Source organism: Curtobacterium pusillum, assembly GCF_013359865.1.
In the GTDB taxonomy this organism is placed as follows: domain Bacteria; phylum Actinomycetota; class Actinomycetes; order Actinomycetales; family Microbacteriaceae; genus Curtobacterium; species Curtobacterium pusillum.
Genome location: NZ_JABMCE010000084.1, coordinates 106,912 through 129,280 on the forward strand (window position 1 = coordinate 106,912; position 22,369 = coordinate 129,280).

Consider the following 22,369-nt stretch of genomic DNA (forward strand, 5'->3'; position numbering starts at 1 on the left):
TGCGACATCGACCGTGCGCGGACGGCGCTGTGCCACGGTCCAGGAACGCCGCGAAGCGCGGATCGTCGGTCCGCACAGCGCGCTCCCGGTTGGATCGGAGGATGCTCTCCGTCTCGGTCGTCGTGCCCGTGCGCGACGACGCGGTGCACCTCTGCCGCTGCCTCGACGCCCTGGCCGAACAGTCCGTGGCGGCCGACGAGGTGATCGTGGTCGACAACGGGAGCCGTGACGACAGCGCCGCGGTGGCGCGTGCGGCAGGGGCGGTCGTCCTCACCGAGCGCGTCCGCGGCATCGCCCGCGCCTCCGCACGCGGCTACGACCGCGCGTCCGGCGACGTGATCGTCCGGCTCGACGCCGACTCGGTCCCGCCACCCGGGTGGATCGCCGCCGCTGTGCGACTCCTCGACGACCCGGCGGTCGTCGCGGTGACCGGCCCCGGACGCCCGCGCGATGGTGGCCCCGTCGTCAGCCGACTCTGGGACGTCGTGTACATGCGCCCCTACTTCGTCCTGATGCGGGCCGCGCTCGGTCGACCGCCGCTCTTCGGGTCGGCGATGGCGATGCGTCGGCGCACGTGGCTCGCGGTCCGCACACACGTCCACCGGGAGGACGCCGAGGTGCACGACGACGTGGACCTGAGCATGCAGCTCGACCCGGGCTGGCGCGTGGTGGCCGACCCCGCGCTCGAGGTGCAGGTGTCCGCACGACCGCTGTCGAGCCTCCCGTCCGCATTGCTGCGGACCCGACGCGCCTTCCACACCTTCCGTGTGAACGGGCGACGGGCGAACCCGGTGCGGCGGTGGGCGCGACGGGCACGCGTGGCGGTGCGCGAGCGCGCCGCCACCCGCTGGTCCCGTCGCTGACGGCTCAGGGGGCGCCGTGGGCGACGGTGATGCGTGCCTCGTGCGGGTTCACCAGGATCTTGGAGACGTAGAGCGGTCGACCCGCGAACCGGAGGCTCCGGGACAGGACGAGCACCGGCTCGTCCGCGGCGACGCCGAGGCGGTGACCACGTGTCTCGCCGGGGGTGCCGATCGAGATCTCGGTGGTGCCCGGGCCGGGGACGATCCCCGCCTGCAGCAGCGCCGTCAACACCGTCTCGTCCGGCCGGCTCATTCGGAGGAGTTCGCGGACGGGCGCGAGTTCGCCGACGAGGGCGTCGTCGGACGGCAGGTGCTCCTGGACGAGCCCGACGGCGACGTCGCCGCGGCGGACGACGCTCTCGACGAACCAGGACTGGGCGGACTCCGCGAGGCCGAGCGACTCGGCGGCGAACAGCCCCGTCCGGTCCTGGACCACCATCTCGGTGCGCTCGACGACGGTGCCGCCCTCGGGTGCGAGGAGGCGTTCGGGTGCCTCGACCCGCTCGATGCCCGACACCGGCAGGCGCTCAGCGACGAACCGTCCGATGCCGCGACGGGAGCGGATGAAACCGTCCTCCTCGAGGAAGATGAGCGCCTCGCGCACGACGGTCCGGGAGACGCCGAGGAGTTCCACGAGCTCCGCCTCCGACGGCAGGAGGATACCGGGGGCGAGGGCTCCGCTCCGGATCGCGTCGCTGATGCGCATGTACGCAGCGACGCGGAGGGGGACGCCCGCGTGTGCGGGGAGCGGGCCGCGGAGGGCCTCGGCGGGTGCGGTCATGCTCCCCACCATGTCAGACGACGGCCGCGGCGAGCGCTCGCGAGCGCTGGGTGTCGAACGGGTCGAGGTCGGGCTGCGACGCCTCCTGGGCGACGGCCGACGCACCGACCTGCGCCGCGGTGGCGAGTGCCTCGGCGGGGTCGAGCCCGATGGCGAAGCCGATGGTCACCGCGGCCGTGAACGCGTCGCCGGCGCCGACGGTGTTCCGCGCCGCCGTCCGGACCGCCGGGACCCGGAGGACCCGCTCGCCGTGTTCGACGAGCGCCGCTCCCTCGGACCCGGCCGTGACGACGACGCGGCGGCAGCGGGCGAGCTCCGGCAACGCCGCCCACTCGAGCTCGTTGACGACGACGAGGTCGGCGCGGTCGAGCGTCGCGGGGTCGAGTCGACGGGCCGGTGCGGCGTTGACCACGACGAAGCCGTCGGCGCGTGCCACGGCGGCGTCGACGACGGCCGGGTCGACCTCGAGCTGGCACAGGAGCACATCGACGTCGGGCATCCGGTGCGGCAGCGTGACGCGGTCGTTCGCACCGGGGTGCACGACGATCGCGTTCTCGGCCGCCGCGTCCACGGCGACGGCGGCGGTGCCGGTCCGGGCGTCCGTCGCGCGGGCGACGAGGTCGGTCCGGACCCCGGCGGCCCGGAGCCGGGCGAGCGCGAACGCACCGTCGGCGTCGTCCCCGACCGTCCCGATCACCGTGACGTCCGCGCCGAGTCGGGCTGCTGCGACCGCCTGGTTCGCACCCTTGCCGCCGAGGAACGTCATGCGGTCGTCGGCGAGGACGGTCTCGCCCGGCGCCGGCAGCTCCCCGACCCGGAACACGGTGTCGACGTTGATGCTGCCGAGCACCGCGATGGACGGCAGTGCGCCCGTGCGGGTCACGCTCGCACCGCCGGGTTCGGGGCGACTGCGAGGATGCGGTCCCGGATGACGTCGGCCGCCCGCTCGTCCGCGGTCACCACGACCCGGACCGACGGGCCGTCGGCGACGGGGGCGGTCCGGCCGTGCTCGGCACCGCCGACCACGACGTCGAGCGGCGTGGGGCGGACGGTGGGTTCGACCTCGCCGGCCGCGATCGCCGCCGCGAGGGGGTCGTGCAGCGGTGCGCGGCGGACGTGGTCGACCGTCTCGTAGAAGTCGATGTACCGGCTCAGCATCGTCCCGAGCGCCACCCGCAGCGGGTCACCGGCGGCGGTGAACCGCTCCGCGTCGGCGTCGTCGAACCGGTGCTGCCGCGTGACGTCGAGCGGGACGAGCACGAGGTCGAAGCCGGCGCGCAGGACCCGACGTGCAGCCTCGGCGTCGTTGTGGATGTTCGCCTCGGCCGTCGGGGACACGTTGCCGGCGTCCCACACGGCGCCGCCCATGATCGTGAGCGTGCCGACGAGCTCCGGCAGGCGTGGCTCGAGGTCGAGGGCGACGGCCAGGTTCGTCAGCGGTCCGATGGCGAGGACGTCGAGCTTCCGCGCGGTGTCGGCGTGGTCACGCGCCAGGCGGACGAGGAGCTCCGCGGCCGGGTCCTCCGCCGCCGCGACCCCCGCGGGCAGGTCGACTCCGCCGACGCCGTTGACGCCGTGGACGTGCGGGGCCCCGCCGCCGTAGGCACCGCCGAGCGGGTCGTGCGCCCCGACGGCCACGGGGACGGTCCGACCGCACATGCCGAGGAGCGCCGTGGTGTTGACGGCCGCGGTGGCCGAGTCGATGTTCCCGGACACGGTGCCGATGCCGACGAGGTCGACGTGCGGGACGTCGAGCAGGTAGGTGAGCGCGAGCGCGTCGTCGACGCCGGTGTCGCAGTCGAGGAAGAGCGGAACGGTGGGGGTGGTCATGCGGTCATGGCTCCTTCGGGGCGTGCTCCGGCGGGCAGAGCGTTCGGGGTGGGACGGAGGACGAGTGCGGCGGCGAACGCGGCGGTGGTGAGCGCGACGGAGACCCAGAGGGCGAGGTGGTACCCCTCGGGAGTGCCCGCACTGACGGCGGGTCCGACCAGGGCCACGCCGGTGCCCGCTCCCAGGCCGAAGCACGCGCCGTGGATCCCGGGCAGCGAGCCCGGGGCATCGGCCGGGGCGTTGAGCACGGAGAGACCGTTCGCGGTCGCCTGGTAGAGGCCGAGGTAGAACACGCCCATCGCGATGAGCAGCCCGAACGTCACCCACTTGTCCAGCGCGAGGAAGGCGAGCGCGATCGAGATGACGAGGATCGCGCCCGTGGCGAGGCGGAGCGAACGGACCCATCCGATGCGCTGCGCGATCCAGCCCGCGGCCGGGGCGGTCAGGAGTCCGGCGATCGCCGTGGGGGTGAGGAACAGCAGCCCGGACATCGCGGCGTTGAGACCGAACCCCTCGCGCCCGTCCTGGCTGAGGACCACCACGGTGAAGTTCGTGGACGCGAAGACCCCGGAGAGCGTGAGGAACGTGCACATGAGGACGGGCCACGCCGTCCGCGCACGGAGTGCCGGCACGGCGATGAGCGGCTGCTCGACCCGGCGCTCGACCAGCACGAAGGCGACCGCCGCGACGACCGCCACGGCGAGCCAGATCGTCGTGACCGGGTCGGCGAGCCCGCGGGAGGGGACCTCGCTGACGAACTGCGAGAACCCGACGAGGAACGCACCGAGGACGCTCGCGCCGAGCCAGTCCATCCGGCGTGCGGCGCTGCGGCGGACTCGGGGCACGAAGGCGATCACCGACAGGGTGCCGAGCACCGCGACGACGAGGATCACCACGAAGACCGCTCGCCACCCGAAGGCGTCCGTCACTGCTCCGCCGATGTAGCCGTCGAGGCCCCCGAGGCCGCCGTTGACCGCGGTGACGACACCGACCGAGACCCCGAACTGCTTCGCGGTGAGCTCTTCGGAGAGCACGAGGAACGCGATCGTCATGGCTGCCGACGACGTCCCCTGCAGCACACGGCCGGTGAGGAGCAGCGGCAGCGACGACGCCGTCACGGTGAGCACGGTCCCGGCGAGCAGCGCTCCCATCGTCACGAGGAGCGCCCGCCGGCGACCGATCGTGTCGGACCAGCGGGAGACGACCATGCCGAGCACGGAGCCGGAGAGGAAGAACAGCGACTGCACCTGGGACACGACGCCGGTGGACGCGTGCAGGTCCACCGCCATCGCGGGGATCGCCGGGGTGAGCAGGCTCGCGTTGAGCTGGAACGCGAGGACGGCGACGATGAGCGCGCCGACGAGGAGCGCCACCCGCGGCCCGTGCAGCCGCGTGGGCGCTGCGCCGGGGAGCGTGGGGGTGGGGGCGATGGGCATGCGAACTCCTTCGTTCGACGTCGTACGGACCTGTAATACAGGTCCGTACTCTATGCCGGAGCCCGCCTCCCCGCAACAGGGACTCGCGTCAGCGCATCGCGACCCAGACCGGGAACGCCGCTGCCGCACTCCAGGCCTGTGGTCGGCAGGCCGCCGGGTAGGGCGCCGGCCGCGCCACCTCGGTCGCGGCGTCCCCGGCGTACAGCTCCGGCATGCGGAAGTCGAACGCGACCGCGGCGGCGAGGAGCTGCTCGGAGAGCACCCGGGCTTCGTCCTGGTGGTCCGACCGCGTGAGTCCCGCGATCACGATGGCGGTGTCGTGCGCCCACACGGTGCCGCCGTGGTAGCTCAGGGGCCAGTAGCCCGCAGCAGTCGTGGAGAGGGTCCGGACGCCGAAGCCGCTCGCCATGTCGGGCGCGACGACGCGGGCGGCGACGACGGCCTCCTCGTCCGGGGTGAGCAGGCCGGTGCCGAGCAGGTGGCCGATGTTGCTCGTGGCCGAGTCGACCGGGTGCTTCCCGGCGTCGAGGGCGATCGCCGGGTAGCGCCCGACGTCGTCCGAGACCCAGAAGGCCTCACGGAAGCGCTCCGCGAGCCGGGCCGCCCAGGCGCGCCAGTCGTCCCCGCCGGGGCGGCCGAACGCGTCGAGCAGGTCGGCGCCGTGCACCGCGGCCTCGTGGGCGTAGCCCTGCACCTCGCACAGCGCGATCGGGCCCTCGGCGAGGGTCCCGTCGCGCCACTGCACGCTGTCGCCGGAGTCCTTCCAGCCCTGGTTCGCCAGGCCGCGCCCGGACTCGTCGACGTACTCGAGGAGCCCGTCGCCGTCGGCGTCGCCGTGGTCGCGCATCCAGGCGAGGGCCCGCTCGAGTGTCGGCAGGAGCGCCTCCACCTCGGCATCGGGCAGCCCGGCACGCCACGCGTCGTGGAGCAGGCACACCCAGAGCGCGGTCGCGTCGACGGTGCCGTAGTACAGCGGCGGCAGGGAGATCTCGTCGTTGTCGACCGGCAGGGACGCCTGGCGCAGCTCGTGCATGACCTTGCCCGGCTGCTCGGCCGTCGCGGGGTCCGTGGTCGTTCCCTGCAACGCGGCGAGCACACGGAGCGTCCCGCCCGCGATGCTCGTGTCGACGGGGAGCAGGAAACGGGCGGCCCAGAGCGAGTCGCGGCCGAACAGGGTGAAGAACCACGGGGCGCCGGCGGCGAGGAACTCCCCCTCGGGCCGCGCGAGCCGGAGCGCGTCGAGGTCGTCCGTGGCACGCTCGAGCCAGCGACGGAGTCGGTCGTCCAGCACCCCGGCGGGGGCATCGAACGGACGCGGGGTCGTCACCCCGGAGACGACGGCGTCGGGCGTCTCGACGGCGCAGTCCCAGCCGAGCTCGACCTCGTGAGCGCGGTCGACCCGCCACCGCAGGACCACGTCCTCGCCGTCGAGCGTGACCTCGGCGCCCGGGGCGTCGAGCCGAACGCGGACCGAACCGGCGGTCCACGACGCGCACTGCCCGCCGGTTTCGGCGGTCACCGGGACGGCGCCGTGCCCGGCCTTCACGGCGTCCATGCCCGCGGCGTCCGGGGCGATCCGCACCGTGACGGCGAGCTGCGCGGCGTCCGCGTCCGTGCCCCGGAGTCGGTCCGTGACGCGCAACCGCTCCCCCACGCCGTCGATGCGCACCGTGCGACGGCGGTCGAGGCGGACGTCCGGATCGGCACCGGAGCCGTCGAGTCCGCGCAGGAGCCCGGTGAAGACGACCTCCCGGGCGCCGGCGGGCACGACGGCGATCGTCTCGACGTCGGTGCCCTCGACCGCCACGTGGACCGCGGACACGAACCGCTGGTCGCCGGTCCAGTAGCCGTGCACGGGGTTTGCGCCGAGCGCGCCGTCCCGACCGGACCACGCCTGGGTGGGGGCCGCGACGACGGCCACCTCGTCGTGGAGCAGCGGCTGCAGCGGGACGCTCGGGATCGCGGTGGCGGCGGGGGTGGTGATGGTGGAGGTCATGCGGCTTCCTCGTCGACGGGATCGGGGGACGGGGCCCAGGTGGGCTGCCAGCCCGGCAGGGGCGACGGCGCGTCGGGCAGCCGGCGGACGGCCAGGTGCTCGGTGCGGATGCCCGCGGGTTCGTCGGGCGCGCGGAGGACCCGCACGGCCCGGCCGCCGTCGTGGTCGGTGACGGCCTCGGTGAGCGACGCCGAGCGACCGCGGTACACGACCCCGACGCCCTCGTCCGCCTCGACACCGTCGGGCAGCGCGCCGTCGGCGACGGCGGTGCGGAACACCGGCGACCGGTTCGGGTCGGAGTCGGTGTGCACGCCGAGCGAACCCGGCACGAAGCCGAGTCCGTCCGGCACGACGGACGGCTTCGGGCCGTGGCTCTGGGTGACGCCACCGGTGTGCCAGCAGAGCGCGCCGGCCGATCCGCCCGCGAGCACGACGCCGGCCTCCCACGCCTCGCGCAGGGCGTCGTCGAGGCCGTGGGCGCGCCAGACGGCGAGCAGGTTGACGACGGACCCGCCGGAGACCCAGACCACGTCGGCGCCGAGCACGGTGTCCCGGAGCGACGGCACGTTCCGCCTCGGGAAGAACCGGAGGTGGGACGCCTCGACGCCGACGGTGCGGCCGGCCGCGAGCTCGGCACCCTCGACGGTGCGCTGGTCCCCGCCGGCCGTGTTGACGTGGAGCACGCGCGGCGCACGGTGCTCGGGCACGCGGGCGAGCCGGATCGCCTCGAAGAGCAGGGGCCCGTACGCCGAGTCGTCCCACTCGCCCGCGACCAGGCCGCCGCACGTGGCGACGATGGTCGGCTCGGCGGCGGTCACTCCTTCACCGCCCCGTCGCTCGAGTTCATGATCCGCTTCTGGAACACGAAGAACGCGATCGCGACCGGGATGGTCATGACGAACGCCGCCGCGAGCTTGATCGGGAACTGGTTCCCCGCGCTCAGGGCTCCGGACGCCAGCGACGCGACGCCCTTGGTGAGGGTGGTCAGCCCGGGCGAGGACGAAGAGACGATGAAGTGCGGCAGCTCGTTCCAGGAGGCCTGGAACGACAGGATCGTGATCGTCACGACGGCCGGGCGGGCCATCGGGAGCACGATCGACCAGAACGTGCGGAACGTTCCGGCGCCGTCGATCTTCGCCTGCTCCTCGACGCTCACGGGGATGGACTCGAAGAAGTTCTTCATGATGAACACCCCGGCGGCGTCCACGAGCAGCGGCACGATCATGCCCGAGTACGAGTCGTACATGCCGAGCTGGTTGATCACGAGGAACTTCGGGATGAGCAGCACCACGCCGGGGACCGCCATCACGGCGACGAGCGCGGCGAAGACCGTCTGCCGTCCGCGGAAGCGGAGGCGGGCGAGCGCGTACCCCGCCAGGGAGTCGAAGAAGATCCGGCCGAGCGTGACGAACACCGCCACGATGACGGAGTTCATCGTCCAGATGCCGAAGTCGGAGTTCTGGAAGAGCGCCCCGAACGCCGCCGCCGTCCACGTCACCGGCAGGGCGAGCGGGTGCAGCGAGGCGTCCTGGTCCGTCTTGAAGGAGTTGACGACCGCGACGTAGAACGGCAGCAGGTAGACCGCCGCGATCACGATGCCGACGACGAGCAGGGCCACACCCCTCGGGGTGAGCCGACGCGGCCGCCTGCCGGGGCCGGGTGCCTGCGAGACGGTGGCGGCGCGCAGGTCCGGCACGGTGCCTCCAGGCAGGGTCGGACTGGAGGCACGGCGCGGGTCGGCCGCGCCCGGTGCGGTTCCCGACGTGGGTGCGCTGGTCATGGCGTGGTTCCCTTCTCGATCCAGCGCATGCGGCGCCGGGACACCGGGCGTTCGCGCAGCGCCCAGCGCTGCAGCAGCGTGAAGACGACGATGATGGCGAACAGGATGAACGCGATCGCCGCGCCGACGCCCCACTGCTGGCTCGTGAAGGCCGACGTGTACGAGAGGTAGGCCGGTGTCATCGTGGTGTTCGCCGGAGCACCCTTCGTGCCGGTGTAGATCTGGTCGAACACCTGCCACGTCCCGATCAGACCGAGGGTCAGCACCGTGAACAGCGTCGGGCGCAGCTGCGGCAGCGTGATCCGCCAGAACCGTGTCCAGGCGCCGGCCCCGTCGATCATCGCCGCCTCGTCGACGTCCGCCGACAGGTTCTGCAGCGCGGCGAGGAAGAGCAGCATGAACGTGCCGCTCGTCGTGAACACCGCCAGCAGGATGAAGGCGGTCATCGCGACCGACGGCCCGGCGAGCCACTCCCACCACGAGATGCCGAGCATCGTGTGCTCCGAGAGCAACGCCGGCGGGTTCCCCGCACCGAGGTGGAACAGGCCGGTCGGCTCGTTGAACCAGTTCGGCCCGTTGACCCCGACCCAGCCGATGATCTTGTTGACCGCACCGGTCGACGAGAACAGGAACAGCCAGAGGACGGTGATGGCGACGGAGCTCGTCACCGAGGGGAAGTAGAACGCGGTCCGGAAGAAGCCGCGCCCGCGCAGGGCACGCCCGTTCACGAGGAGGGCGAGGCCGAGCGCGACGGCGGTCTGCAGCGGCACGACGAACACGACGTACCAGAGGTTGTTCCGCAGCGCCGTGCCGAAGTTCTGCTCGTCGAGACCCCCACCACCGAGGATCTTCGCGTAGTTCCGACCGCCGACGAACGAGACGTCGGAGGAGAACGGACTGCCGACCCCGTGCCAGTCGGAGAGGCTGACCCAGGCCGCCATCACCACCGGCACGGCGAGGAACAGGCCGAGCACGATGATCGTCGGCGCGGTGAACAGCCAGCCGGAGACGGCCTCGGCGCGGTTCTTCCGGGACACGGTGTCAGCCCTTCAGCGCGGCGGCCATGTTCTTCTGGACGCCCTCGAGCAGGGTCTTCGTGTCGGTCGTCTTCAAGCTGCCGAGCTTGGAGTCGAAGTCGGAGATGACGTCCGCCGTACCCGCCTTGTTCGGCACACCCTTCGCGCTGTCCGCCTCGTCGAGGAACGCCGCGTACTGCGGGTACTCCTTCTTCCACTTGGTCGCCGCGGACTCGACGGACGGCATCACGCCGAAGGCCTTGGCGAACGCCAGCTGCTGCGACGTGCTCGTCATCTTCTCGACGAAGGCGAGGGCGGCCTTCTGGTTCGGCGAGTCCTTCGCGATGCCCCAGCAGTTCGTGAACTGGAGCGTGCCGGCGCCCTTCGGACCCTTCGGCAGCTGGACCACCTTGTAGTCGACGTCCGGGTAGCTGGACGACATCGCTCCGGTGAGCCAGTTGCCCTCGACCGTCATCGCGGCCTTGTCCTTGCCGAACGCATCGCCGCCCCAGCTCTCGCCGAGGTCGCTGGAGAACTTCGCCGAGCCGTCCTGGAGCAGGCCCTTCACGTAGTCGAGCGCCTTGACGTTCGCCGCGGAGTCCACGGTGGCCTTCGTCTGGTCGGCGTTCGTGAGCGCACCGCCCGCCTGCGCCATGAAGGCCCCGAGCCGTTCGTACTGCGGACTCATCGTCAGACCGACCCGACCGGCCTGCGTGAGCTTCTTCGACACGCTGGCGAGCTCGTCCCACGTCTTCGGGACGTCGCTGTCGGTGAGCCCCGCGGCCTTCCAGTCCTTCGTGTTGATGAAGAGCGCGAGGGTCGAGAAGTCCTTGGGCGCACAGTAGAGCTGGTCGTCGACGGTGAACGACTTGGTGAGCGTCGGGTAGAAGTCGTCCTCGTTCGACAGGTCGTCGCCGTACGCCAGGAGGGAGCCGTTCGAAGCGTACCCGGTGAGTGACGAGGTGCTGACGTAGAAGACGTCGGCGGGCTTGCCGGACGCGAAGCCCTGGGCGAGCTGCTGGTCGAGGTTGTTCGCCGGTTGGACGGACACCCCGGTGCCCGACGACTTCGACCACGCGGCCGCGGCGCTCTTCACGGCGGCGGTCTCGGCGTCCCCGGAGGAACCGATGAGGACGGTGAGGTCCTTGTCACTCGAGGTGAGCTTGCCGGCGGAAGCGCCGGAGGACGACCCGGAGCCGCTGAAGCCGGAGCCGCAGGCGGACAGGGTCAGGGCTGCGGTGAGCGCCATCGCTCCCGCGGTCAGCATGCGTGCTGTGCGTCGTTGCATCGGGGGACTCCTCGTTGAGTTCGGGACTTCGATCGTTCAAATTTGATCGATCAAACGAGTCGACCATACACCCGGGAGGCACTACGGTGAAGCCCATGTCGCACCCCGCCACCGTCGCCGACGTCGCCCGCGCCGCAGGCGTCTCACGGCAGACCGTGTCGAACGTGCTCAACCGTCCCGAGGTCGTCCGGCCCTCGACCCGCTCCCGGGTCCAGGCCGCTGTCCAGGAGCTCGGGTACCGCCCGCACGCGTCCGCCCGACGGCTCCGGACGCGTCAGAGCTCGACGCTCGGCGTCCGGCTCGAACCCGTGCACGGGATCTCCGGCGCGGTGCTCGACCGCTTCCTGCACGCCCTGGTCGACAGTGCCGACGAGCGCGGCATGCGGATCCTGCTCTTCACCGCCGAGGACGTCGACGACGAGCTCGCCCACATCGAGCACCTCGTCGAGGGCTCGGACGTCGACGGGTTCGTCCTCACGTCGACGTTCCACGGTGACCCCCGGCCGGCGTGGCTCGGTACCCGTGGCGTCCCGTTCGTGATGTTCGGGCGACCGTGGGGACTCCCCGACGTCGACGCCGCCCCGCACCCCTGGGTCGACGTCGACGGCCGCGCCGGCCTGCACGACGCGACGACGCACCTGCTGGCGCTCGGCCACCGCCGGATCGGCTTCCTCGGCTGGCCGAGCCACTCCGGCCAGGGCGACGAACGGCGTCGCGGGTGGCAGGGAGCCATGCCCCCCGACGAGCCCCTCGACGCGCTCGACCTGACGTGCGAGGACGATGTCGCCGCGGCCAGGCGCACGGTCACCGGGGCGCTCGACGGCGGAGCCCGATTCGACGCCCTCGTCTGCGCCTCGGACACCCTCGCACTGGGCGCCCGGTTCGCGCTCGGCGCCTCGGTGCCGGTGGTGGGCTACGACGACACCCCGGTGGCCGAAGCGCTCGGCATCTCGAGCGTCGAGCAACCCCTCGTCGAGGTCGCCTCCGCCGCGGTCGAGCTCCTCATGGGCTCGGGACGCTCCGTCCTGCCGGCGTCCACGGGTCACCGCCTGCTCGCACCCCGGGTCGTCTGGCGCGCCTGACCCGAGCCCTACGCCGGGCCGGCGGGCCTCGACCGCACGTGGGCCCGCTCCCCCTGCGGTCCGTACAGGCACAGCACCTCGGTCACCTCGTCGGTCACGTTGCCGATCCAGTGCGGGGTGTGGGTGTCGAACTCGGCGACCTCGCCCGGACCGAGGTCGAGGTCGCGTTCCCCGAGCAGGAGTCGCAACCGGCCGGAGAGCACGTAGAGCCACTCGTAGCCCTCGTGCGTCTTCAGCGTCGGCTCCCCGGCGGGCGAACGCGGCGGGAAGAGCTGCTTGAACGAGCGCACGCCGCCGGTCCGTCGCGTCAGCGGCACGACCACCCGGCCTCCGTGCATCTCGGGCTTCAGGTGCACACGCGGGTCACCGGTCCGCGGCGCCCCGACGAGGTCGTCGAGCGGCACCTGGTACGCCTGCGCGAGCGGCAGCAGCAGTTCGAGCGTCGGCTTCCGCTGGCCGGATTCCAGCCGCGACAGCGTGGACACCGAGATGCCCGTCTGCTTCGAGAGCGCGGCGAGCGTGACGTCCCGGTGCGAACGCAACGCGCGCAGTCGGGGGCCGACCCCGTCGACCACCTCAGCGGTCGTGCGCGGGGTGATCCGTTCCTCCCGGCCGTGCGCCATGCCGACCATGTTGCCAGAGCAGCAAGCAGGATTGCCAGACCCAGCGGCAGTTCCGCAGGATGCACGCATGCGTGATCACTACGACGTCATCGTCATCGGCGGAGCCGCCGCCGGCCTGTCAGCAGCGCTCATCCTCGGCCGTTCGCGCCGGTCGGTCCTCGTCGTCGACTCCGGCGAGCCCCGCAACGCACGCGCAGAAGGCGCGCACAACTACCTCGGCCGCGAGGGCGCCGCACCGTCCGAGCTGTACCGGGTCGGTCGCGACGAGGTCGCCGCCTACGGAGTCGAGGTGACGGCCGGGAGGATCGTGGCCGCGTCCGCCACGGACGGGGACCGTGCCGACGCGATCGGCTTCTCGGTCACCCTGGACTCCGGCGCGATCGTCGCGGCGCGCAGGCTCGTCGTCGCCTCCGGCGCCGTCGACGTCCTGCCGGACGTCCCGGGACTCGCGGAGCAGTGGGGGCGCGGGGTCGTGCACTGCCCGTTCTGCCACGGGTGGGAGATCCGCGACCAGCGCATCGGCGTGCTCGTGACGACTCCGATCGGCGCGCACCACGCGCTCATGTTCCGCGCGCTGAGCGAGGACGTGACGGCGTTCGTCACCGATCCGTCCCTCGTCGACGACACGGCTCTCGCGGGACTGCGAGCACGCGGCGTCCGGGTCGTGACCGGTCCGGTCGCGCGTGTGCTGTCCGCGTCGGGGGCGTTGACGGGGGTGGAGCTCGGGTCCGGCGAGGTCGTGTCGTTGGACGCCCTGGCCGCGGCGAGCACCGTCGAGGCGCGGGTCGACTTCCTCTCCGGGCTGGGACTCGTCGCCGTCGACCAGCGGATGGGCGACCTCCGGTTCGGGAGCGCCCTGTCGGTGGACGCCGCCGGGCAGACCACGGTGCCCGGGGTGTACGCGGCGGGGAACGTGGCGTCCCCGACGGCCACGGTCATCGCGTCCGCCGCTGCCGGGACGCAGGCGGGTGCCGCGGTGCACGGCGACCTGGTGCAGGCGGACCTGGCGGCGGCGCTCGCGGCTTCGGATGCCGGTCAGCCGACGCGGTAGCCCGCCTGCGCGGCGAGGAGCGGCGCGAGCGTGTACAGCTGGTCGGCGCCGATCGTCGCACCGCGGAACCCCTCGAGCCGCTCCACCCGGTCGAGGTCGGCGCTCCGCAGGTCCACGTGCTCGATCCGCGTGTTCGACCCCTCCGCCGCCCGGATCCGCGTGCCGTCGAACGACACCCGGAGCAGTCGGGCATCGGCGATGTCGAGCTCGTCGACGACGCAGTCGCGGAACACCACGTCGGTGAGCGTCGAGCCGCGGAGGTTCACGAACCCGAGCTTCATGCCGACGAACTCGACGCCGTTCAAGCCCGCGTCGTACAGCTCCGCCGAACCCACCCGTCCGCCGGCGATCCGGACCTCGCGCCAGGAGCTGCTCGACGCCCGGAGCACGGGGGCGTCGAGCGTCTCGACGATCGAGTCGCGCACCCGCAGTCCGCGCAGGTCGGCGGCGTCCACCCGGAGCGTCCCGATCACGGACTCCTCGATCTCGAGGTCGGGGAGGCGCTCCCCCGCGAGGTCGAACGTTCCGATGCGCTTGCCCTCGATCCGGTCACCGGTCAGGACGTCCCCGGGGCCGGGCGCCCAGTCCTCGAGGTCGGCGGGTTCGGTCAGGGTGATGCGCGGGGCGTCGGTTCCTCCGGAGCTGCGGGCCATGTGATCAGTCTGCCGGGTGGGACCGACGTCGCAGTTCGCTGTGGAGCGCGTAGTCCTTCGCGGGGCCGTGCGCCTCCCACCGGACCGTCCAGTGGTCGACGTCACCGGCGAGCACCCCCGTGTACTCGTCGGGCGAGCACGCGTGGGCCACGGACCCGCCCCAGACCCAGTCGTGGAAGACGCGGCCGTCGGCGAAGTGCACGGTCCACCCGAGGCCGGTGCCGGTGCCGGTGCCGGGTCCGCGACGCACGAACAGCGTCCGCGACACGGGCACGGTCCTGCCGTCGAAGACCATGGTGCCCGTCTCGTCCCAGCGGACCTCGTCCGGGCCGGTGCCCGTCAGCGTGGTGGTCCCGGTCACGGTGCCGTCCACGCCGGCGAGCCGATCGGTCACGTGCCGGCGCAGCACCCACTCCCCGAGCAGGTCCGTCGGCAGCAGCACCAGCCCACCCTACGGGCGCAGCAGCGCGCTCAGCCCTGCAACGGACCGGACGCGGGAACGCGAGCACCGTCGGCGAACCCGGCCACGAGCTCGCGCAGGGCGTCCTCGGAGGTGTGCCGCGCCTCCCATCCGAGCACCGACCGTGCGCGGTCCGTCCGCATCACCGGCACCTGGGCCGCGATGTCCACCCACCCGGCGTCCGTCGGCTGCAGGCGGAGCCGCCACGTCAGGGTGACGATCCCGCGGATGAGCCACATCGGCACGCGGACGGCACCGAGCATCCCGAACGCCCTGGCCATCCGCGGCGGGTTCAGGACGGGCGAGGCGGCGATGTTGAACGCGCCGTCCGCCTTCCGCTCGACCGCCCGCCAGTACGCGTCGGCGACGTCGTCGGCGTGCACCGCCTGGAAGACGAACGGCAACGGCAACGGCAGGAGCGCCCATCGGCCCCAGCGGACGATCGACATCGGCACGAGGTGGCCGAGGAAGAGTCCCCGGATCTCGGCAGCGGCATCCCGCTGGAAGATCAGCCCGGGCCGGAGCCGCGTCACGACGACCTCCGGATGACGGGCGGAGAACTCGTCCATCGCTGCCTCGTTCGCCGCCTTGTGGATCGAGTACGTCGCCGTCGGGATGCCGTCCGCGGGCCAGGACTCGTCGACCGGCGCCCGCTTGCCGTCGACGTCCACGCCGCGGTACGTCCCCACCGAGGACGCGACGACGACCTGCCGGACACCGGCGTCCGCGACGGCTTCCAGGACGTTGGCGGTCCCGAGCACGTTCGTCCGGTACTGAGCGGGGATGTCGTGCGTCGGTTGCAGCGCCCAGGCGAGGTGCACGACGGCGTCGGCGCCCCGGAACACGGCGGTCAGCTGCTCGACGGCGTCGTCCGCGCCGACGTCGACGGCGTGCCAGACCGCCGCGTCGTAGGGCGCGACCCGGGCGTCCGGCAGGCGGCGGGCGACCCCGACGACCTGCACCGGGATGCCGTCGCCCGAGCCCTCGAGCCGCGCCGCGGCGAGTCGCCGCAGCACGGCCGTGCCGACGTTCCCGGTGCCGCCGACGACGACGATCCGCATCAGGCTGCTGCCAGCGCGGGGTCGAGGACCACCTTCACGCAGCCGTCCTGCTTCTTCTGGAACACCGAGTACATGTGCGGCGCGTCCTCCAGCGAGACCCGGTGGGTGGTGAGGTCGAGCGTCCCGAGCGGGTCCGACGGGTCCTGCACGAGCGGCATGATGTCGTCGATCCAGCGCTTCACGTTGCACTGGCCCTCGCGCACCGTGATCTGCTTGTCGAACAGTTTCATCATCGGCATCGGATCGGCCATCCCGCCGTAGACGCCGCTGAGCGACACGGTCCCACCACGGCGCACGAGGTCGATCGCCGCGTGCACGGCCGCGAGCCGGTCGACACCCGCGGTCTCGATCGCCTTCTGCGCGAGCTTGTCCGGCAGCAGACCGGCGGCCCGCTGGGCGAACCCCGCCGCCGGGTTCCCGTGCGCCTCCATGCCGACGGCGTCGACGACCGCGTCCGGACCGCGGCCGTCGGTGAGGTCGACGAGCTGCGGCACGACGTCCTTCGTCAGGTCGAACACTTCGGCGCCGTGCTTCGCGCCCAGGTCCCGACGGACCTGCTCGGGGTCGACGGCGAGCACCCGGTAGCCCAGGCGCGCCCCGATCCGCGCGGCGAACTGCCCGACCGGACCGAGCCCGAGCACCGCCAGCGTGCCGCCCTCGGGCACGTCGGCGTACTGCACGGCCTGCCACGCGGTGGGCAGGATGTCGCTGAGGAACAACCAGCGGTCGTCCGGCGTCCCGTCGTCCGGGACCACGATCGGGCCGTAGTCGGCGTGCGGCACGCGGAGGTACTCGGCCTGCCCGCCGGGGACCTGGCCGTACATCTTCGTGTAGCCGAACAGCGAGGCGCCGGTGCCGTACTCCGTCACCTGGGTCGTCTCGCACTGGGACTGGAGCCCGCGCCGGCACATCCAGCAGTGCCCGCAGGAGATGTTGAACGGGATGACGACCCGGTCGCCCACCTTCAGGTTCGTGACGCCGGAGCCGACCTCCTCGACGATGCCCATCGGTTCGTGCCCGAGCACGTCGCCCTTGTCGATGTACGGGCCGAGCACCCGGTAGAGGTGCAGGTCGGAGCCGCAGATCGCCGTGGAGGTGATCCGCACGATCGCGTCGGTCGGCTCTTGGACCGTCGGGTCGGGGACGGTCTCGACGGACACCTTCTCGGTGCCTTGCCAGGTCAGTGCGCGCACGTTGCGTTCCTCTCGTGGTCGCTTCGGGCCGCACTGGAGGCGCGGCTCGTCTCCCCACGTCGGTACCCGCCCGCCCCGTGGTGCGTTCCCAGCCCCGTCCGCTGCGCGCGCTCCCTGACGGACGACCGCCGTCCCTCCGGTCTCAGACGACGGGGTCGACGAGGACCGCCCGCAGCACGGCCTCGTGCTCGACGCGGTCGCCCGGTCCCGCGCTGCCGGCGAGCATGATGAGCGACTTCCAGAGCGCCCAGCCCCGAGCCCGCGCCCAGGTGTCGCGATCGAGTCCGGCGGCGTCGCGGAACACCCGCCGCGCCTCCTCGTCGAGGAACGTCCAGGCGAGCACGAGGTCGCACGCCGGATCCCCCACCCCGCACGTCCCGAAGTCGATCAGCGCGGCGAGCCGGCCCGCGTCGTCGACGAGCAGGTTCCCGGGCGCGACGTCGCCGTGGAACCAGACGCCCGGACCGTCCCACGCCGTCGCGGTGGCCTCGTCCCAGACCCGCACGCAGGCACCGTGATCGACGGCGTCGCCGAGCGTGTCGAGCGCCGCGACCACCTCGGACGCGTAGTACGACGGGTGTGCTCCCCGGTGGAACGAGTGCGCTCCGGCGACCGGGCCGTCCCCCGCGGGGATCGCCCGCAGCTGCCGCAGCACCGTGCCGACGTCCGCGGCGAAGGCCCGTCGGTCCAGGGCGACCGCACGGAGCGCGACCGTGCCGTCGAGCCACCGACGGACCGACCACGGGAACGGGTACCCGTCGGCCGGGACGCCGAGGCCGACCGGTTCCGGCACCGCGACCTCGAGCTGCGGTGCGAGGTACGGCAGGACCCGCTGCTCCTTCTCGACCGCGGGCACGTACCCCGCGGCGCTCGGCAGTCGCACGGACAACTCGCTGCCGAGTCGGTAGGTGCGGTTGTCCCAGCCCTGCGGATCGACCTCGTGCACGGGCAGGCCGGCCCAGTGCGGGAACTGTGCGGCCACGAGCCGTTCCACGAGCTCGGCATCGATGCGGGGTCGGGGCACGTCGATGCGCATGCCCCCAAGCTAGGCGGTTCGGCCGGTCGGTTCGCCGGCCCTGACTCAGCCGCGCAGCCGGTCCCGCTCCGACTGCGGCAGGTGCTCGGTCGCGGTCGCGCGCGCCGCCGGCGTCAGGAAGCGCCCGCTCCGCTCGAGGAACGCCACGAGCGCCGACTCCGACGCCCGTTTCCCGGTCTCCCGCAGCACCCAGCCGAGCGCCGACTGCACCGTGTCGCTGCGCTCCCGCACGAGCCGTCCCGCGATGCCGAGCGGCACCTCCGCGTCACCCTGCTTCGCGAACGCCAGGGTCGCCACGACCGCGATCCGACGGACCATCGCCACGTCGGACTTCACGAGCGCGAACAGCGGGCCGGTCGAGCCGCCGACGAGCGGTGCTCCGACGAGCTCCTCCGCGCCGAGGTCGACCAGGACGGTGTCGTCGAACCGTTCCGCCTTCGCCGCGGCCAGGTACTCGTCGGTCAGCTCCGGGTCCGGCCGCTCTCGCATCTCCTGCACGAGCAGCAGCACCGCGACGAGTCGGGCCCCCGCGTCCTCGCTCCACAGGAGCGCCGACCGCTCACCGTCGTCGAGGCCCGCGAAATGCCGCGCGACCCTTCGGGCCGCCGCGACGTCGCCGGGCGTCCGTGCGAACGCCGCGAGCACGGCCTCCGCATCGGCGGGGTTCCGCCCGGCACCGGCCTGGAGGCGCGTCACGCGACCTCCCCGTCCGCTGCCTCGCCCCGGGGCACCGCCCGGCGACCGCGCCGCAGGACGATGACCGCGACGACCACGAGGAACGCGGCGAACAGCCAGGTGCCCACCCTCGGGTCGAGGAGACGGGCGATCCACGCGCCTCCCGGCGAGCAGATCGCGGCCGTGATGCCGACCGTCAGACCGACCCGCACTTCCGCCGCGCGCCGACGGAGGTTCGCCGCCGTGCCGGACACCGACGTCGGCACCATCGTCAGGAGGGACGTCCCCTTCGCGAGCAGATCACCGGCGCCGAGCACCACCTCGAGCCCGGGCACGATGACGACACCGCCGCCCACCCCGACGAGCCCGGAGAGCACGCCGGACAGCAGACCGAGCAGCAGGAGGACGATCGCCCCGACGACCCCGAAGTGCACGTCGCCGACGCGGGTCGGCACGGTCACGGACAAGGAGACCAGGACCACGGCGATGAACCCGACGAAGATCCACGGCAGGACCCGGAGCGGGAGGGTCCGCAGCAGCCGGGCACCGATCGGGGCCCCGACCACGCTGCCGACCGCCAGGGTGAGTGCGGCGAGCCAGTGCACCTCGCCCTGCGCGGCGTAGGTGATGGCCCCCACGACGGCTGCGGGAGCGATCGCCACGAGGGACGTCGCCGATGCCCGACGTTGGTCGAGGTGGAGGAACGCCATGAGCGCGGGCACGACGATGACCCCTCCGCCGACGCCGAACAGGCCGGACAGCACCCCGGCGACGACCCCGATCGCGACCAGCACGATCACCCGTCCGCCGCGCTCCTCCATGGAGGATGGAGCCTACTAGGCGCCAGCTCGGAGCCGACGGGCACGCCGGACGAATCAGCTCATCCGTGCAACTGCGGTTCGGAGCGCTTCCGCGTGGAGGTAGATGTCGTCGAGCTCGTCGATCGCGTGCTTCGTCTCGACCTTGTTCTCGTCGAACAGTCCGAGGTACTTCTGCTTCTTGCCGTTGAACCAGAGGCGGGCGATCGGCTTTCGGTTGTTGTCATCGAGCAGGACCGCGAAGTACGACTTCTGGTCTCGGTGCGCGATCCGGTCTGGCTTCACTTCACTGCAGGCGATCGCCTTGACGATCTGGTAGCCCTCCAGCTCCTCGAGCGTGGTCTCGATCTCGGTGTCGCGGGCGAGGTCCCCCTCGGCAACAGGCTCGCTCGTCACCACCTCGGCCGGCGCATCGGCCTCGATCGGAGAGCTGTACGAAGCGCCGAGGGCGGTCTTGAGCCGGTCGTTGACCTGCTCGTTGAGGAACTGCTTCGACGCCTTCGCGACCAGTGTCGTGAACTGGCTCCGCGCCTCCTGGGTGAAACGGCCGTCGTAGACACGCGACGTGAAGAGACGGACGAAGTCCTCTTCGGGCTCGCGGAACTGCGCCGCGATCGCGCGCTTGATCGAACCGACGTACTTGAGTTCTTCCGCGGCGCTGATCACGGAGTCGAGGTCGAAGACATCCTTCGTCAGCTTGCGGAGCTCGGGGAGCAGCGTCTCGTCGATGTCAGCGAGGTCGAGGACCAGGAACGGCCGGTCGTCCATCTTGTTGGGCGCGTCGAGGTCTGTGTAGAAGTTGTAGACCTCGCCGTTGGTCAGGACAGCGATCCGCGCATTCGTGACGGAGAAGTAGCGGAACAGCTGCGAGGCGTGTTCGATCTTCAGTGCACCGGTCGACTTCTTGCACTCGATGAGGATCTGCACCTCACCGTCACGCATGATCGCGTAGTCGACCTTCTCCCCGCGCTTCACGCCGACATCGGCGGTGAACTCCGGGACGACTTCCAACGGGTTGAACACGTCGTAGCCGAGGATCGTCGAGATGAAGGGCATGACGAAGGCGTTCTTCGTCGCCTCCTCGGTCTGGATCGCCTCGCGCTGGTTCTGCACTTTGGTCGCCAGTGCGGCGAGCCGCTCTTCGAACTCCATTGTTTCTCCCATAGGTCACTGCCACGCTAATTGACGAGCCGTCATCAGCTCGTGCCGCGTGCTACCCCACTTCGCGGGTGACCTCGCCACGATACTGCATGTAGAACATCAGTGGTGATCTCGGGTCCTGGGCGTTATGCTGCTCCACACACCCTCGGATGTTTCGACTACCGGGCGCGAAGCCCCGCTCCGGCGGGGCTTCTGTACGTCAGGCGGACCATCACTTCGGACGGACGATCGTGCCGTGCTCATCCGCGATCCGCTCGGGCAACTGGGCGGCACGGAGGGCGGATGCTGCCATACAGCGGCGGTCCGAGCGGAACGTCCCGAAGTGCAGGGTCACGCCGGGGAGCGTCTGAAGCGCTCGGAGGATCAGCGGAAGTGCAGCACCTTCAGCGGATCGACCAGCGTCCCGCCCTGCCGCACCTCCACGTGCACGTGTGGCCCCGTCGACTGCCCGGTGTTGCCCGACTTCGCGATCTGCGTCCGGGCGCTGACGATCTGGCCCTGCTTCACCTGGATCACACTGAGGTGCGCCGTGAGGACGGTCGTCATGCCGTAGGTCACGACGACGTAGTTGCCGAACGTCGGGTTGTTCGCGACGGCACTCGTGACCTTCCCGGTCGCGGAGGCGTACACGGGCGTGCCCGTCCCCACTGCGGCGTCGGTGCCCTGGTGGTAGCGGGGGACGTGTCCGGCGCCCCGGTCGTCGCCGTACTCGCCGGAGATCTTCGTGCTCGCGACGGGCCAGAGCAGCCCCGACACCGGCCGGGTCGACCAGGACCGGGTGTCGCTCTTGCCGTAGAGCACGACGTTGTTGTCGACCTGCACGAGCAACTGGCCGCCGCCGGCGCGGCTGGTGTTCGTCGCCCACAGCGCCTTGCCCTGGGCGGAGTAGACGACGAGGTTGCCGTCCTTCTGCACCGAGGCGTAGGCGTTGTAGTTGCGGATGGTGGTGGTCGTGAGCCACGCCACGGCGCCGTTGAGTCGCTGGACGAGCATGCCGTTGCCCATCATCGTGAGGGTGCGCGCGTTGGACTGGTCGGCGCGGAGCGTGGTGCCGGGCAGGATGACGTTGCCGGCGGGGACGCGGTCCTGGTACGAGGTCCAGTTGACGATCGCGCTGGAACCGGCGAAGAGCGCCATGGTGCCGTCACCGCGGACGTCGAAGCGTGTGGACTGCGTGGTGCCGGCCGAGGCCCAGCGCGCGACGCGCTTGCCGTTCCGCATGAGGTCGAGGGCGCGGTTCCTGCCGATCACGGCGACGGCACCCGACTGGCCGGGCGTGTTCGAGGCCCACAGGACGGCGTTGCCGATGCCGTACTCGACGAGGTTGCCGTCGCCCTGCATGACGAGGCGGAACTGTCCGTTCGGCGACGTCACGGAGTCCCCCGGCTCGAGGGTCGTCCCGGCAGGGGCGGAGCCAGTGTAGACGGCCGCGGCAGCGGCCGGCTCGGCCATTCCGACGAGCGCCCCGGCCGCGACGGCGAGTGCTGCGACGGTCGCCACGATGCGTGGGAGTCGCCTGGCGCGCGCGACGGTCGACGGTGTGCTGCTCATGGAACCCCTGCCCTG

Annotated in this window: 22 protein-coding genes; 3 read left to right on the forward strand and 19 right to left on the reverse strand. The window is 72.1% G+C overall.

Features of this window, described 5'->3' with window-relative positions; genetic code table 11:
• Positions 1-101: 101 nt before the first annotated feature.
• Complete coding sequence (locus HP507_RS13935; RefSeq protein ID WP_175352392.1) at positions 102-863, forward strand: glycosyltransferase family 2 protein; 762 nt, start codon at positions 102-104, stop codon at positions 861-863.
• Positions 864-867: 4 nt separating this feature from the next.
• On the opposite strand, the gene HP507_RS13940 is transcribed toward HP507_RS13935, so the two are convergent.
• The 9 genes from HP507_RS13940 to HP507_RS13980 all read right to left on the reverse strand — a co-directional run bounded on the left by HP507_RS13940 (position 868) and on the right by HP507_RS13980 (position 10,990).
• The gene (locus tag HP507_RS13940) at positions 868-1,644 is read right to left on the reverse strand and encodes a GntR family transcriptional regulator (RefSeq protein ID WP_175352393.1); all 777 of its coding nucleotides are present in this window, start codon (positions 1,642-1,644) and stop codon (positions 868-870) included.
• Positions 1,645-1,657: 13 nt separating this feature from the next.
• Positions 1,658-2,527, reverse strand: coding sequence for a PfkB family carbohydrate kinase (locus HP507_RS13945; protein WP_175352394.1), 870 nt, complete (start codon positions 2,525-2,527; stop codon positions 1,658-1,660).
• Positions 2,524-3,474 (reverse strand): nucleoside hydrolase, encoded by a 951-nt coding sequence (locus HP507_RS13950; RefSeq protein ID WP_175352395.1) that lies wholly within the window; start codon positions 3,472-3,474, stop codon positions 2,524-2,526. Before HP507_RS13950 ends, HP507_RS13945 begins: the two co-directional genes overlap by 4 nt.
• Entirely contained in the window at positions 3,471-4,910 is a 1,440-nt protein-coding gene (locus HP507_RS13955) for an MFS transporter (protein ID WP_175352396.1), read from the reverse strand. The genes HP507_RS13950 and HP507_RS13955 overlap by 4 nt, the downstream gene beginning before the upstream one ends.
• A gap of 88 nt (positions 4,911-4,998) precedes the next feature.
• Positions 4,999-6,906: an amylo-alpha-1,6-glucosidase gene (locus HP507_RS13960; protein ID WP_175352397.1), complete on the reverse strand. Its 1,908-nt coding sequence runs from the start codon at positions 6,904-6,906 to the stop codon at positions 4,999-5,001.
• On the reverse strand, positions 6,903-7,724 hold the full coding sequence (locus HP507_RS13965) for a Type 1 glutamine amidotransferase-like domain-containing protein (RefSeq protein ID WP_175352398.1): 822 nt from the start codon (positions 7,722-7,724) through the stop codon (positions 6,903-6,905). Before HP507_RS13965 ends, HP507_RS13960 begins: the two co-directional genes overlap by 4 nt.
• Positions 7,721-8,686 carry a carbohydrate ABC transporter permease gene (locus HP507_RS13970; RefSeq protein ID WP_175352399.1) on the reverse strand — a complete coding sequence of 322 codons (966 nt, stop codon included), beginning with the start codon at positions 8,684-8,686 and terminating at the stop codon, positions 7,721-7,723. The genes HP507_RS13965 and HP507_RS13970 overlap by 4 nt, the downstream gene beginning before the upstream one ends.
• Positions 8,683-9,723, reverse strand: coding sequence for a carbohydrate ABC transporter permease (locus tag HP507_RS13975; RefSeq protein WP_271207339.1), 1,041 nt, complete (start codon positions 9,721-9,723; stop codon positions 8,683-8,685). The genes HP507_RS13970 and HP507_RS13975 overlap by 4 nt, the downstream gene beginning before the upstream one ends.
• Positions 9,724-9,727: 4 nt before the next feature.
• Positions 9,728-10,990: an extracellular solute-binding protein gene (locus HP507_RS13980; RefSeq protein WP_175352400.1), complete on the reverse strand. Its 1,263-nt coding sequence runs from the start codon at positions 10,988-10,990 to the stop codon at positions 9,728-9,730.
• Between the two features lie 95 nt (positions 10,991-11,085).
• On the opposite strand from HP507_RS13980, the gene HP507_RS13985 reads away from it, so the two are divergent.
• A complete protein-coding gene (locus HP507_RS13985; RefSeq protein WP_175352401.1) occupies positions 11,086-12,072 on the forward strand; it encodes a LacI family DNA-binding transcriptional regulator in 987 nt (328 codons plus the stop codon).
• Positions 12,073-12,080: 8 nt separating this feature from the next.
• Here HP507_RS13985 and HP507_RS13990 read toward each other — a convergent pair whose 3' ends face one another.
• The gene (locus tag HP507_RS13990) at positions 12,081-12,704 is read right to left on the reverse strand and encodes a helix-turn-helix domain-containing protein (RefSeq protein ID WP_376984962.1); all 624 of its coding nucleotides are present in this window, start codon (positions 12,702-12,704) and stop codon (positions 12,081-12,083) included.
• 58 nt (positions 12,705-12,762) lie between these two features.
• On the opposite strand from HP507_RS13990, the gene HP507_RS13995 reads away from it, so the two are divergent.
• Complete coding sequence (locus tag HP507_RS13995) at positions 12,763-13,746, forward strand: NAD(P)/FAD-dependent oxidoreductase (protein WP_175352403.1); 984 nt, start codon at positions 12,763-12,765, stop codon at positions 13,744-13,746.
• Here HP507_RS13995 and HP507_RS14000 read toward each other — a convergent pair.
• From HP507_RS14000 to HP507_RS14040, 9 genes are all read right to left on the reverse strand, one after another.
• Positions 13,731-14,399, reverse strand: a complete 669-nt coding sequence (locus HP507_RS14000; RefSeq protein ID WP_175352404.1) for a pentapeptide repeat-containing protein — start codon at positions 14,397-14,399, stop codon at positions 13,731-13,733. The two genes, HP507_RS13995 and HP507_RS14000, sit on opposite strands and share 16 nt — an antisense overlap.
• 4 nt (positions 14,400-14,403) lie before the next feature.
• The gene (locus HP507_RS14005; RefSeq protein WP_175352405.1) at positions 14,404-14,841 is read right to left on the reverse strand and encodes a DUF6314 family protein; all 438 of its coding nucleotides are present in this window, start codon (positions 14,839-14,841) and stop codon (positions 14,404-14,406) included.
• A 29-nt stretch (positions 14,842-14,870) separates the two neighbouring features.
• Positions 14,871-15,920 carry an NAD-dependent epimerase/dehydratase family protein gene (locus HP507_RS14010; protein WP_175352406.1) on the reverse strand — a complete coding sequence of 350 codons (1,050 nt, stop codon included), beginning with the start codon at positions 15,918-15,920 and terminating at the stop codon, positions 14,871-14,873.
• A complete protein-coding gene (locus tag HP507_RS14015; protein WP_175352407.1) occupies positions 15,920-17,113 on the reverse strand; it encodes a zinc-dependent alcohol dehydrogenase in 1,194 nt (397 codons plus the stop codon). The genes HP507_RS14010 and HP507_RS14015 overlap by 1 nt, the downstream gene beginning before the upstream one ends.
• Positions 17,114-17,255: 142 nt before the next feature.
• Positions 17,256-18,149, reverse strand: coding sequence for an aminoglycoside phosphotransferase family protein (locus tag HP507_RS14020; protein ID WP_175352408.1), 894 nt, complete (start codon positions 18,147-18,149; stop codon positions 17,256-17,258).
• Between the two features lie 45 nt (positions 18,150-18,194).
• Complete coding sequence (locus HP507_RS14025; RefSeq protein WP_175352409.1) at positions 18,195-18,845, reverse strand: DNA alkylation repair protein; 651 nt, start codon at positions 18,843-18,845, stop codon at positions 18,195-18,197.
• Positions 18,842-19,645 carry a sulfite exporter TauE/SafE family protein gene (locus HP507_RS14030; protein WP_175352410.1) on the reverse strand — a complete coding sequence of 268 codons (804 nt, stop codon included), beginning with the start codon at positions 19,643-19,645 and terminating at the stop codon, positions 18,842-18,844. The genes HP507_RS14025 and HP507_RS14030 overlap by 4 nt, the downstream gene beginning before the upstream one ends.
• 54 nt (positions 19,646-19,699) lie before the next feature.
• Positions 19,700-20,794 carry a type I restriction endonuclease gene (locus HP507_RS14035; protein WP_175352411.1) on the reverse strand — a complete coding sequence of 365 codons (1,095 nt, stop codon included), beginning with the start codon at positions 20,792-20,794 and terminating at the stop codon, positions 19,700-19,702.
• A 372-nt stretch (positions 20,795-21,166) separates the two neighbouring features.
• A complete protein-coding gene (locus HP507_RS14040; protein WP_175352412.1) occupies positions 21,167-22,354 on the reverse strand; it encodes a peptidoglycan DD-metalloendopeptidase family protein in 1,188 nt (395 codons plus the stop codon).
• Between the last annotated feature and the right edge of the window lie 15 nt (positions 22,355-22,369).